Consider the following 12901-nt stretch of genomic DNA (forward strand, 5'->3'; position numbering starts at 1 on the left):
TGGTCACCGCTGGGCGCGGTGCCACCGGCGGCGCCACGCCCGATCAGCAGAGTTCCGCCGTGGTCGTGAGTCGCACCTGGGCGGCTACCCAGGCGGTGACCATCGTCTCCGGATCGCCCCCGGTCAAGGCCGAGGACAGCGCGGTGAGCAGACCGGCCGTGGTGCGCAGCCCCACCGCGGACAGGGCTGCCGCAGCGTCGGTGAGGCGGGTGCGGAGGGCGGTGGTGGGGTTACGCAGGCCCTGGTGGGCGGCGTCGGCACAGACGCCGAGGGCCGTGTGGAGGGCGTCGTGCAGGGCGTCCTCCGGGCCTTGAGGGCGACGGGGGGCGGCGACGAGGTCCGCGTCGCCGCTGCCGGGGGCGAGGTCGGGGAGGACCGGGCCTTGGTCGGTCATCACCGCGAGGGGGCGCAGGGTGATTCCGCCGCGGGCCCGGCGCACCACGCCGCTGACGAAGAGGGGCGTGCCCAGGTCACCGCCGAGAGCCGCGGCCAGACAGTCCAACGCCCCTGGGCGCGCGGCGTCGTAGGTGGCGGACACGGTCGCCGTCATTCCCGCGGCGTCCGTGATCACCGCGTCGAGGCGCTGGTCACCGGGGTCGTAGCCGAGGGCGAGCACCTCGGCGACCGGCACGGCCCGTACGAGTTCCGCCTCCACCCGGGGCCGGATCAGTTTCGGGGCGAGGCCCCCCAGTTGACGCTCCAGTGTGGCGAGATCGCGGGCCGTCACGGAGTCGGGCAGGCTCTCCCACGCCTGGCTGTCCAGCGGCCTGACGCTGGTCCTGGCGACCCGGTGGGAGGCCAGGCGTACGACCCGGCCGGCGCTGCGGGAGGCGGACTCGGAGACCAGGTGCGCGGCGGCCAGGGTGTGCAGCGGGACGCCGCTGAGTCTGCGGGTGGCGAGATCCGCGCCGGTCAGGGGCTCGCCGTCGGCTCCGGAAACCGGCCAGCGCTTGTGCAGCACCAGGACGGTGCCGCTGTCGGGGTGGGCGAGGAAGACCTCGGCGGTGCGCTCGGCGGTGGTGCCCTCGCTGTCGGTGCCGTTGGTGTCCGTGCCCGTGATCCGGCAGCCGAGGCCGGTGAGGCGGACCCGGCGCAGCGGGGTCTCGGCGGGTTCGTCACTGCCCAGCACCCGGGAGCGCGGGGTGGCACCGCCGCTGTGGACGGCCGCCCGGTGCCGGGCGTGCAGCTCGGCGAGAAGCTCCGCGACGCGCTCGGGCCGGTGCCGGGTGGCACGCTCCCGGTAGGCGCCCAGCTGCTCGACGAGGTCGTCCAGCGCGGCGGACGGCCAGCGCAGCCCCTGCTCGCCCAGGTCCCGGGCGGCCCGGTGCAGCGAGGACACCAGCACCCCGTCCGCGTGCCCGGCCCCGTCGAGCAGCAGCTCGTCCACCACGGTGAGGACGGGGGCCAGGCCGGACGGTGCGAGGGGGGAGTCGGCGAGCTCGCGAGCGGGGCCGCCCACGTCGAGGTGGACGTCGGCCGCGTTCAGGCCGCGCTCGTCCGCCGCCCGGAACGCCCATACCGCGAGTACGACCATCTCGGCGCGGGCCGTGTCCGCCGCGTCGGTGTACGCGTAGCCCACCTCATCCGGAACCGGGAAGCGGACCGTGCACGACCGCAGATCCGCGCGCGCCACCGGATCGGCGGACGTGGGACGCCTCAGCCGCGCGGGGAAGCCCGCGGTGAGGGCGCGCCGGGCGGCGGCGAGGGCGGGCGCGCCGTACAGCCGGGTCAGCGTGTCGTCGTCGACGCTCCCCGGCGACCAGGGGGTGTGCGCCGCCGGCGGGGTGGGCTCTGGGGGGTCGTCGGGCTTCCCGGTGTCGTCCTCGGGCTTCCCGGACCTCCCGTCGGAGTTGTCGGCCTGCCGTGGGCCGAACTGCCGTTGATACGCCAGGACCAGGCCGACCCGGTGACGGCATACCCCGGGCGCCGCACAGGTGCAGGTGGCCGCCCGGAGATCGGTGTGGACGGGCAGAGCCGCCTCCACACCGTCCTCGAACCTGCCGCGGACCGTGCCGTCCTCGCCCACCTCGACGGCCGGGGCCGTCCCGGCGTCGAGTGCCTTGGTGGCGCGCTTGACCAGGCCCCGGTTGGCCAGCGCGGCGAGTACGTCCGGGGTGAGCGTAAGGAGGTCGTCGCGGGTCACCGGCCCATCCTCTCCGCGACGAACGCCGCCAGCCGGCCGGGCGTCATGGCGCCGACATGCGCACCGGTGTCCGCCAGGCGCTGTGCCAGGTCGTGGTCGTAGTCGGGGTTCGCCTCCTCGTCCAGCGCGGCGAGCCCGAGCACCTGCGTGCCCTGCTCCACCAGGCCGCGCACGGTGCGCACCAGGCGGTGTTCGTCCCCGCCCTCGTAGAAGTCGGTGACGACCGCGAGGATCGTCCGGCGCGGGTTGTCGACGAGCGTGGCGCCGTAGGCGACCGCCTTGGCGATGTCCGTACCGCCGCCCAACTGGGTCTTCATCAGCAGCTCCACCGGGTCGGTGACGTCCTGGGTGAGGTCCACCACGGCGGTGTCGAACGTGATCAGGTGGGTGCGCAGCCCCGGCAGGCTCCACAGGCAGGCGGCGGTCACCGCCGAGTGGATGACCGAGGCCGTCATCGACGCGGACTGGTCCACGAGGAGGATGAGCTGCCACTGCTCGATGTGGCGCCGGGTGCGCGAGACGAAGCGGGGGTTCTCGATGGCGATCCGCCGCGTCGCGGGGTCGTAGTGGGCGAGATTGGCCCGGATGGTGGCGTGGAAGTCGAAATTGCGCGCCTGGCGGAAGCGGCTCGGCCGCCGGGCCCTGGTGCCGGAGAAGGACGACCGGATCTCGGGAGTGAGGCGCTCCAGCAGTTCGCGGACCACTGCCTCGACGATGCGCCGGGCGAGCACCAGCACCTGGGGGTTCATCAGGTGCTTCGTGCGCAGCACCGCGCGCAGCAGGGTGGCGTTGGGCTTGACGCGGGAGAGAACGTCCGGGTCGGTGACCACTTCGTGTATCCCGTAGGACTCGACGGCGTCCCGCTCCAGCCGCTCGATGGTCTCCCTGGGGAACAGCCGGTGGATGTCGTCGAGCCAGTCCACGGTGGTGAGCACCGACGGCTCGGAACCGGCGCGCCGGTCTCGGCCGGATGCCTCGGCTCCGCCGTTCCCCTCGCTCTCCTCGGTCCCGTCGCCCCGTTTCCTTGCGAGACCGCCGCGCCGTATGTGCCGCCTTTCCAGCTCCGCGTCGCGGCCGTAGAGCCAGTCCAGGGCGGCGTCACGATCGGCGGCCTTACTGCTCGGCGCACCCGTATGGGCCTCGGCCGGGGCGCCGAGGATGAGCCGCCAACGTTCGAGCTCGGGGTCCGGTGCGGTCATGAGTCCGCCTTCGCATCAATGGCGCTGACTGTGGTTTCGGCCGGGGCGAGTCCTTCGCCGGCCAGGAGCCGCGTCACCCTGGCCTCCAGCGCCATCCCCTCGGCGGTCAGCAGGGGGTCGGCGGCCGTCCGGGTCAGGGACCTGGCCGAGCCGCGCAGCCCCCGGCGGTCCAGCAGCCCGCGCGCGATGGTTTCCCGTTCGCGGGGTGGGAAGTACGCGAACGCCTGCCGGAGGGCGGGCAGGGCCACGAGGAAGTCGTCCTCGGACATCGCGGCGACCACGGTGTCGAGCACCCCGAACATGCCCGTGCTGCCCTCACTGCCTTCGCTGCCCTTGGCTGCCAGCACTTCGGCCCTGGCCAGTGCGAAGAGTCCGGCGAGCCAGTCGCCGAGTACGTCGGGACCGGCGCTGTGGGCCACGCTTCCGCCGGGGATGTCGCCGCCCTCCGCGTCATCCAGGGACCAGCACAGTCCGAACGCCGCTCCGCGCAGATCCGGCGGCGCTGTGGCATCCGCGCTGATCCGGCGCGCGGTGCCCAGCGCCGCCGACCGGTCCAGGCCCAAGGCCGGCCCGGCGTGCACCAGCGCGTCCCGGGTCGCCGCGAGCGCGTGCAGCCTGGCTCGGTCAGCGGGGGCCGGGCCGCCGTGGACGCCCTCGGCCAGCCACAGGATCCGGGCGACGGAGGCGCTGACGACGGCACCGAACACCGGACTTCCGGCACTCCCCAGCAGCCGGTCGTGCCGCCACAGGCCGAGCACGGTGGACAGCGTCTCGCCGAGTGCGCCCAGGTCCCTCGCCCCCGCGACAGCGGCCTCGATGGTCTCGATCGCTCCGTCGGACAGCTCGGCGAGCCCGCAGAGTGCGGCGTCGAAGAGCACCCTGGCGAGCGGCACCATCTCGTTGCCCGCGTCGGCGATCCGCTCGCGCAGCACCGCGGTCGCGGCGTCCCGCAAGGTGGCGCCGTACGCTCCCGCCTCGATCAGCCGGGGCAGCCGCAGCTCCGAAGGGGCCACGCCCCAGCGCTCGTTCAGGACGAGGTCGGCTCCGCCGGCCGGCCCCGACCGCCGCTGGAAGCCGGGAATGCCGAGCACCCGCAGCCGGTGCAGGGCGCGGCTGCGGCCGCGGCCCCGGTCGTCGGAGAGGTCCAGGCTCAGGGCGAACGCCCCGGCACGGTCGAGACCGAGGCGTTCGAGCTCCGCCCGCACGTCATGGACCAGCGGCGGCGCGGGGGTGTCCGGATGCAGCCGGCCTGCCCGGTCCCCGCTGAACGCCGCCATCAGTTCGGCGACGACGGGGTGGGCGCCGGGGGCCAGGGCGCCGCGCGAGGACCACGGCAGCCGCTGCCCCAGGCCGTCCGAGATCAGCGCGCTCGCCAGCCCGTCCAGTAGGTCGGTACGGGACGGGCTGCGGTGGCCGCGCAACCGGGCGAGACCATCCGTCATCGTGCGCGCCGCGATGAGGTCCGCCGTGGACACGACGTGTCCACGCTGCCGCAGCCGGGCCACGGCGTCCTTGACCAGACCGGTGGCGGCGGCCTGCGGCCCCTCGTCCCACAGCCGTTGGTAGTACTCCGGGGACGGCATGCCCGACTGGTAGCCGGTGAAGGCGTCCAGGCGCGGGAACGAGTACGGCACCAGGAAGCTGTCCGCCAACGCGTCCTGGGGCGGGCGGGGCACCTCGGGCCACTCGGGTCCCTCGGGCCCGTCCGCGGTGCTTTCGGCGGCCTTGGCCGACAGGGTGCGCAGTGCGGGTTGATGGAAACCGCCGGAGACCACCACGACCGGCCGGTCGCCGGCCTCGGCGACGGCCGCCCTGATCCATCGCGCCATGTACGCCTCGCGGGCCTCGTCGTCCTCGGCCGCGCGCGACTCCCCGCGCACCAGGTCGAAGTACGCCGTAAGCCGCTCCTCCAGCCCGTTGCCGTCCTCGGTCCCGTCCTCGGTCCCGTTCTCGGTCTCGGCCTCGAAGAGGTGGTCCCACAGCACATCCACGTTGTCCACCGCGAAGGTGTTGCAGAGGCGTGCGACCGCTTCCGCGTGCCGCAGCTCCGCGTCGGCGTACCGGTTGCCGAACCCGGCCAACGCCGGGTGCCAGGCGGGCAGGTCGATGAACCGCACCTCGGCGCCGCACGTCCGGCCCGCGGTGAGCGCGACCCACTCCGGGGAGTACGCGCAGAACGGCGTCCACGAAGCCTCGTACCGCTCACCGTCCCGGTACGAACTGAAGATCGCGACCGGCAGCTGGTGGCCGAGCAGCAGTTCGTCCAGCCGGTCGTTGACGTCGGCGGGCCCCTCCACGAGTACGAACGCGGGCTGGAGGGACGCGATGACCGAGCGCACCAGCCGGGCGCAGGCCGGGCTGTGGTGACGGACCGGGACGAAGGTGACGCTCACCCCGCCCTCACCGGTCCGGCAGGAGGTGCCGGGCGCGGTGCAGGGCCTGCCACTGCTTGCCCTTCTTCCGTGGCACCCGCTGCTCCAGATAGCGGCGCAGCCGGGCGAGGTCCTCGGCGTCGTCCTTCGCCGCCGTTCCCGCAAGGCACTCCACGATGTCGGCGGGGGTGCCCGCCTCGCCCCGCAGATACCAGCCGCGCAGGCCCACGGCGTGGGCGACCGAGACCGCCTCCGCGGTGCTCATCACCGTGGACAGCCGATCGATCGACCCGCTCCCTTGTTCCGCTTCCGTACCGCCGGTACGCAGCTCACGGAACGCGGTGACCAACACCTCCAGTACGTCCCGTGGCGCCGGTATCTCCACCCCGGAGCGCCGCAGCAGCGCATTGGCCTCCTGCTCGACCAGGTCGAGCTCGGTGGCCGGGTCGGCGATGGGGAACACCGTCTCGAAGTTGAAGCGCCGCTTGAGCGCCGCGCTCATCTCGTTCACGCCACGGTCGCGGGTGTTGGCGGTGGCGATGACGTTGAACCCCTCGGCCGCGAACACCATCCCCTCGGGGCCGGCCAGCTCGGGGATCGCCAGCGCCCGCTCGGACAGCAGCGAGAGCATGCAGTCCTGTACTTCGAGCGGGCAGCGGGTGATCTCTTCGAACCGTACGATCCTGCCTTCCCGCATGCCGCGCAGCATCGGCGCGGGCACCAGGGACCGGGGGGAGGGGCCCTCGGACACCAGCAGGGCGTAGTTCCAGGAGTACTTGATCTGGTCCTCGGTCGTGGCCGCGCCGCCCTGGACGGTCAGGGTGGACTCGCCGCAGACGGCCGCGGCGATCAGCTCGGACAGCAGCGACTTCGCCGTTCCCGGCTCGCCGACCAGCATGAGTCCGCGGCTGGTCGCCAGGGTGATCAGGGCGCGGTCGACAAGGGCCGAGTCGCCGACGAACTTGCGGCTGATGTCACGCTTCTCGTCCCCGACGATGAACCGGCGGGCGGCGTCCAGGCTGAGCGACCAGCCGGGCGGCCGGTGGCCGTCGTCGCTCTCGCGCAGCCGGGCCAGTTCGCCGGCGAATCTGACCTCGGCGGATGGGTGCTGCGGGGATGCGGGCGCAGCGGACGCGGCGGGTACGGGGGGTACCGGTGGTGCGGTCATGGTGTGGTGGCCTCGCGGTTCGCGGTTCGCGGTTCAGAGCGTCGTCTCGGTCAGGGCGGTCAGGGCGGTCAGGTCGGCCAGCAGTTCGGAGACGGACACCGGCCCGAGGTCGCCGAAGCGCAGCGGGCTGTCCGGGGCCCGGACGCCGTCGGGACGGTCCGAGACCAGGACGCTGACGACGGTCTGCTCGGGGCAGCTCAGCGGGGACCGCACCACGATCCCCGGGCTCAGCCCGACCACCACGAACTGGCCACCGGGCATCTCCCGGGAGATCCACGGCTGGACGCCACCGTCCTGGGGAGCGGCCCGCCGCCAGCCGTGCTGCTCCAGACCGAGGACCTTGCCGGTCGGCACGGCGATGTCGAGGAACCGCTTGAGGTCCGTGCTGTCCCGCTCGTCGTCGGCCAGGGTGTGGACGGGCCGCTCCAGCTGGCGGAAGGGCTGGAGGATTTCGTAGTCGGCGAACACCTCCGCCCAGACCTCCACATCCGTCAGGTGGACGGGATGGGCGACCGCGACCGTCGCCGACTCCGGCAGGGTGAGGGTGTCGTCATCGGCGTCGGCGAGCGTGCGGTCCTCCGCGAGGCGGAACGCGCGGCACACGCCCGCGTCCTCGGCGGTCCACACCAGCCGACGGGCGATGTGCCACAGCAGCGGGTGGTCGGCGAAGCAGGCGCGGAACTCGGCCAGGGTCCAGCGCCGCTCGGTCACCATCGCCCGCTCCAGGCGCCGGATCTGGTCCGCGGCGACCACGCGCACGTCCTTCTTCAACCCGGTGAACTGCCGGTGCGCGAGCGGCGCGAGGACCTGGTCGTCGCGGACTCCCGGGCGGGGAACGCCCTTACGGCGCTTGCCGGCCTCGTCGCGGACATACGGCCTCAGACGCTCGTCGAACGCGGCGGTGAACCGGCGGTGGCCGTAGTCGAGGGTCAGGCTGCCGTCCCGCTCCAGGCCGAAGTCCGGCACGGCCTGCTCGGTGAACTGCTCGGCGGACAGCCCACGCGCGGCAGCGAGCCGTTCGATGCGGTCCCGGGCCGCCGACTTGACGCTGTCGTGTGTGGTCTTCCGCGCCGTCCCGATCAGATACATGAGCGCGACGTCGTTTCCGATCGCCACCAGCACATCGATCCCCGCGATGGCCTTGCGGTGGTACCCGCGCTTCGGCCAGGTGCGGATGAGGGCGGTGAGCCCGCGTGCCGTCTCGTCGCCGCCGAGCCGCTCCAGCGCGGCCAGCGCCCAGGCCGCCTCGCCCGCCTGCTGGAACAGCGCCCAGACGAACTCGTCCAGCGACGCCGGGTCGCACGCCTCCTTGACGGCGTCGATGCCCGCGTCCGCCTCGCCCGCCTCGCCGGTGCCGAGTGCGGTGAGCAGTGCCACCAGCCGCCGTACGGCGGCGATGGGCAGGGCCTGACGGCGCCCGCGCAGCAGCACCTGCGGGAGCAGATACGCGTCGATCGCTTCCGCCGCGCCGGTGGTCCGCGACCCGCCCGCGCCGTCCGGCTCGCCCGTGCTGGTCGGCTCCCTCAGCGACCGGGGAAGCGCGTCGGCCGCCGCCTCCTCCATCACCCAGTCCCTCGCCCGCAGGGCCGCTCCGATCGCCTTGCGGTCCCTGTCGGACAGCTGCGGCGAGATCTCCTCGACGAGCGCCGGCCGGGCCTTGACGTGGTCCCGCAGCAGCCGCTTGGCCAGTCTGGCCCTGCGGGAGTTGCCCCACGCGACGGAGGCCAGCAGCCGCAGCGCCCGCACGGGAAACCGCTCCCGCGCCTCCTGCACCGCCGCATGGGCGCCCGGCTCGCCGAGCCGGGTGGCGAGCGCGTCGAACGTCTCGTCGCCCGGCATGGCGGCCAGCACACCGAACACGCTGCCCAGAGCCGCCCGGTCGCGCACCTGCTTTCCGTCGAGCAACTCCACCAGCGCCGGCCCGAGGGCGGAGCCCACCCCCTCGGCCACCGTGTGAGCCAGGCGCGGAATCTCCAGCCAGGCATCCCCCTGCCGCTCACGCAGGAGCGAGAGCTGCCCGGCCGAGCCGAGCGCACCCACCAGCATGGGCGAGCGCCGCGCGTACGAGGCTTTCAAGGGGGTGGCGACCAGGGCGTCCACCCAGTCCGCCCGGGTCGGCAACAGGTAGGAGACGACCACCCGCTGGTACCCGGTCAGCCGGTGATCCGCGAGCGCCGCCTCGACCTCCTGGTACTCCGCGTCGCCAGCGACCGCCAGCAACTCCCGCATCCGGTGCGCGGCCCCCTCGATGTCATCGAAGCCGGACGCCCCACTGTCGTCGTCCAGAGCCCCCACCCAGCCGTCGAAAGTCGGCCGCTTCGCGCGGTACTGGACGATCACACGGCTGAGCTCGGCGGTCGCCCGGGCCGCGAACAGCAGACCGTGCTGCGCGGCCCAGGCGTCCGTGAAGCTCTCGCACTTCTCCTCGTCCCAGTTCGACAGCGACCAGATCAGCGCCGCGAGCACGGCCGCGCCGAGCGGGTTCGGCTCCCCGCCCAGATGGTCCCGCGCCGCCTGGGCCATCTCCTTCTCGGACTGCTCGTGGTCCAGCGCCCCGTCCACATCGGCCTGGATCTTCGCCAGTCTGCACCGAATGGCCCCGGCCGCGCGGGTGTCGACCCGCGCCACGTCCGCGGCGATCCCCCCGCGGCGTGCGTGGACGCGGTCCCGCCACGCCTCCGGTACGACGAATTCGCACTCTTCCGGCGCCCCGGCCCCGGTGCCGTGGTCGAGTCCAGACTGGCCCATCGTGTCTCCCCGTTGATTGTCAACCCCGTTGATCCAGAAGACTAGTTCAGGGGTACGACAACGGCCGCGGGGGCAGCGGTCACCCCATGCGCCACCCGCTGAACTCCGCCGTCCCGCGCGCCACGTTCCCCCCGTGCGTCGCGGTCATGAAGATCCCGACATCCTGCGCGGAGCCCGAGGCCCCCGGCGCCGTCACCGTCCCCACCGCCCGCCAGGTCGTCCCGTCGTCGGTCGACAGCTCGCCCTTGTACGAGGTGGCGGACACCCGCGTCAGCCGCAGCAGCACGGGCGCCTTGACGCCGGTGATCCGCTTGTACGCGTCCAGCGTGCCGTCGCCGTTCGAGTCGTAGGACAGCACGATGCCGCTGGACGGGGTGGCGGCCAGGTTCACAAAGCCCGGGGAGCCCGCCGTCGCCAGGCTGTCGCGGGCGATGATGCCCGCCCGCGCCCACGCGCCCGTCACGGCCTGGCTGACCACCTTCACCGTGACGGCGGTGTCGACCGCCAGCGCCCCCTCCCGGTACACCGACCCGAACTCGGCCGTCGCCTTCCACAGGTCCCGCCCCGCCCCGTCGATCGCGAAGCGATCCGACAACTGGCCGAAGACCGCGTCGTTGTTGGTGACCGTCTTCAGGCCGGCGTCCAGCGGCCCGGCCACCCACAGCGTGCCGGTGCGCACCAGCCGCACCCGGTCCTCGCCGCGCGGCCCGAACGCCACGCCGAGCTCGTACGGCAGCGGCTTCAGCGGGTTCTCGAGCGGCTCGTCGGGCGCGGTGGCCCGCCAGTGGACCTCGCCGGTCCTGGCCGCCGGGATCGAGCCGAGCCAGGTGTCGCCCTGCGGTTTCGGGTCGAGGCCGGTCACGGTCAGGTCGAAGTCGACACGGCCGGTGGCGCGCAGCCCGTTCATATTGCGCAGGGCCGCGGCGATGTCGGCGGTGCCCCCGGGCGCCACCCCCGACGGGGTGGTGGAGACGGTGGCTGTGCCCTGGTACGGGGCCTTGGCCAGCGCCTCGTACACCCGGCGCCCCGTGCGGTGGGCGTCCGTCGTGGGCCGGACCGGGTAGCTCTTGCCCTCGCGCGTCCAGGGCTCCTCGACGGCGAACCAGTCGAAGTCGCGCGGCTCGCGCCCCTCGGCGAGCGCGTCCTCCACCTCGTCCAGGTAGCTCTGCCACTGCGGCAGGTGGAAGTCGCCGATCAGGCCGTTCCAGTCGCGGTTGGCGTAGTTGGCGAGCTTCCCGGTGTCTGCGGTGATCCGGTCCGCCCAGGTGGTGATGAGGGTGCGCGCGAGATGTTCGAAGCGCGCGGCCTCCGCCTCGTCGGATGCCAGCCGCTTGGCGTCCTCCAGCCAGGGCCCGAGCATGAATCCCCGGTGCGCGCCGGTCATGTCGTCGCTCAGCCGCATCAGTTTCAGCCACAGCCGGGCCAGCACCCGGAATGTCTCCAGGTCCTTGCGCTCGTACGCGTCGTGCAGATGCGGGATCAGCGTCCAGGAGCGGTCGGCGAGCGCCTGGCGGGCGATATCGGTCAGATCGTGGCGGTAGGCATCGGATTCGCGCAGCGACGGGCGTACGTCCAGCAGCGCGGCGAATGCGGCGTCGAAGTCCGCCAGGTCGAAGGCCGGGATGCGGGTGGCGTAGTTGGTGCCGGAGCGCGCGGTCACATTGGGGCGGGCGGAGAAGACCGAGTCGTGCGGGCGGCCGTCGGAGCTGGTGATCTGGTACGCGGTGTCGCGCAGCGCCGCGTACGCGTCCCGGGCCCGCTCGTCCCGCCCGCCCAGCCGTACGTCTGCGTAGGCGCGGAACCACTCCTCGCGGTCCACCGCCGTATCCCGCCACGCCAACTCGCTGAACAGCTCGAACGCCGCCGGATCGCGCCCCACCGCCTCCGCCATATAGGCGGTGCCGACCAGCTTGCTGCCCGGCTTGTCGCGCCACTGGGTGAACCGCCGCGCCCAGATGTGGGTCTTGGCGCCGATCGTGGTGCGGCCGCCGAAGTTGGGGATGGTGCCGAAGGCGTACGGCACCGAGCCCCAGTCCTGCTCCCGGTCGCCGATCGAGTCCAGGTCCGACAGGCCGTCCACCACCAGCATGTGGTCGTGGTTCACGGCGTCCAGCAGCTCCCGCCGGGGGTTGGCCTGCCAGCCGAGGATCACCCAGGTCGCGCCGGGCCGGGCGGTCTGGAGGGCGGTCTCCACGGCGCGGGCGGCGTCGGCCACGGGGACGTCCCCGGCGGCGCCGCCCTCGTGCAGCAGGTCCATCTTGAACAGCTCGCACTCGCCGAACAGCTCCTGCTGGTGGCGGTAGAACGAGGCGGCCACCTGCCCGAACGACTCGGTGCGCGGATCGAGCCAGTCGGGGCGCTTCAGCCCGTTCCAGGTGCCCTGGGGGACCGTACGCGCCCCCGGGTTGCGCTCGACGAACCCGTCCGGGACGGTCCCGAAGTAGCCGGGGTACACCGGCCGCATGCCCAGCTCGCGCAGCCGGCCGGCGATCTTCTGCCCTAAGGCGGTGCGCTTGGCCAGCAGCTCGGGGCTCACCGGCCCGCCGTATCCGCTCATGTTCTGGAGCAGCCACCAGGGCTGGTGGGAGGGCGCGGGCAGCCAGGCGCGCGCCTCCTCGTCGGAGTAGCCGAAGTCCTTGAGGACGAGGTGGTAGACGGCCTCCTGCCCGGCGGTGACCAGCAGCTCGTTGCAGCCGTGCAGGGCCGCGACGTCGATCAGGTGCTCCCAGTGGTCCCAGCCGGCGAACGGCGCGGTGTAGCCGTCGTGGGTGTCGTTGAAGGCGAAGCGGTGCGGGAGCGCGGTCGACTGCTCGACGCGGGCCCGGGGCGCGGGCAGCGTCTTGGGCAGGTCGAGCTGGTCCCCGGCCCAGGTGATCAGGGCATGACAGGTGTACTTGAGATACCAGTGCACCCCGGCGAGCAGCACCGCCGGGCTGGTCCCCGCCACCTCGATCCGCCCCGGCCGCCCCGAGACCTCGAACCGCTCCTCGCCGCCCTCGCCCGCCAGCGGCACCAGCCGGAACTGCTCGGCGTGGGCCGGCAGCAGCCGCTTCAGCGCGGCATGCGCGGGCGCGGTGTCGAACACGGCGTGGTCCTCCGCGCTTTCCGTTCCCTCGGCGGCCGCCGGGGACTGGCTCCCCAGGGCGGCCCCGACGCCGAGTGCTCCGGCGGTTCCGATCAGCGTACGTCTGCTCAGATCGCTCATGATGCCCCCAATGACGCCCGGCCCGGGCCAACGGTGGTATGTGTGCGGCACGTTAACGAGGGGGAC

Annotated in this window: 6 protein-coding genes; all 6 read right to left on the reverse strand. The window is 73.4% G+C overall.

The genetic code is table 11. The features are described 5' to 3' along the window. Nucleotides 1-43 precede the first annotated feature (43 nt). The 6 genes from ABTY62_RS24905 to ABTY62_RS24930 all read right to left on the reverse strand — a co-directional run bounded on the left by ABTY62_RS24905 (nt 44) and on the right by ABTY62_RS24930 (nt 12835). A complete protein-coding gene (locus tag ABTY62_RS24905) occupies nt 44-2143 on the reverse strand; it encodes a YehQ family protein (RefSeq protein ID WP_352131650.1) in 2100 nt (699 codons plus the stop codon). Continuing rightward, the gene (locus ABTY62_RS24910; protein WP_352131651.1) at nt 2140-3342 is read right to left on the reverse strand and encodes a VWA domain-containing protein; all 1203 of its coding nucleotides are present in this window, start codon (nt 3340-3342) and stop codon (nt 2140-2142) included. The genes ABTY62_RS24905 and ABTY62_RS24910 overlap by 4 nt, the downstream gene beginning before the upstream one ends. Then, nucleotides 3339-5735 carry a DUF5682 family protein gene (locus ABTY62_RS24915; protein ID WP_352131652.1) on the reverse strand — a complete coding sequence of 799 codons (2397 nt, stop codon included), beginning with the start codon at nt 5733-5735 and terminating at the stop codon, nt 3339-3341. The genes ABTY62_RS24910 and ABTY62_RS24915 overlap by 4 nt, the downstream gene beginning before the upstream one ends. 7 nt (nt 5736-5742) lie before the next feature. Beyond that, entirely contained in the window at nt 5743-6882 is a 1140-nt protein-coding gene (locus ABTY62_RS24920) for an ATP-binding protein (protein ID WP_352131653.1), read from the reverse strand. 33 nt (nt 6883-6915) lie between these two features. Continuing rightward, nucleotides 6916-9630, reverse strand: a complete 2715-nt coding sequence (locus ABTY62_RS24925; RefSeq protein WP_352131654.1) for a DUF4132 domain-containing protein — start codon at nt 9628-9630, stop codon at nt 6916-6918. Between the two features lie 79 nt (nt 9631-9709). After that, nucleotides 9710-12835, reverse strand: coding sequence for an alpha-N-acetylglucosaminidase (locus ABTY62_RS24930; protein ID WP_352131655.1), 3126 nt, complete (start codon nt 12833-12835; stop codon nt 9710-9712). Nucleotides 12836-12901: the final 66 nt, after the last annotated feature.

Origin of the sequence: Streptomyces sp. NPDC097640 (assembly GCF_040302705.1) — a bacterium.
Taxonomy (GTDB): domain Bacteria; phylum Actinomycetota; class Actinomycetes; order Streptomycetales; family Streptomycetaceae; genus Streptomyces.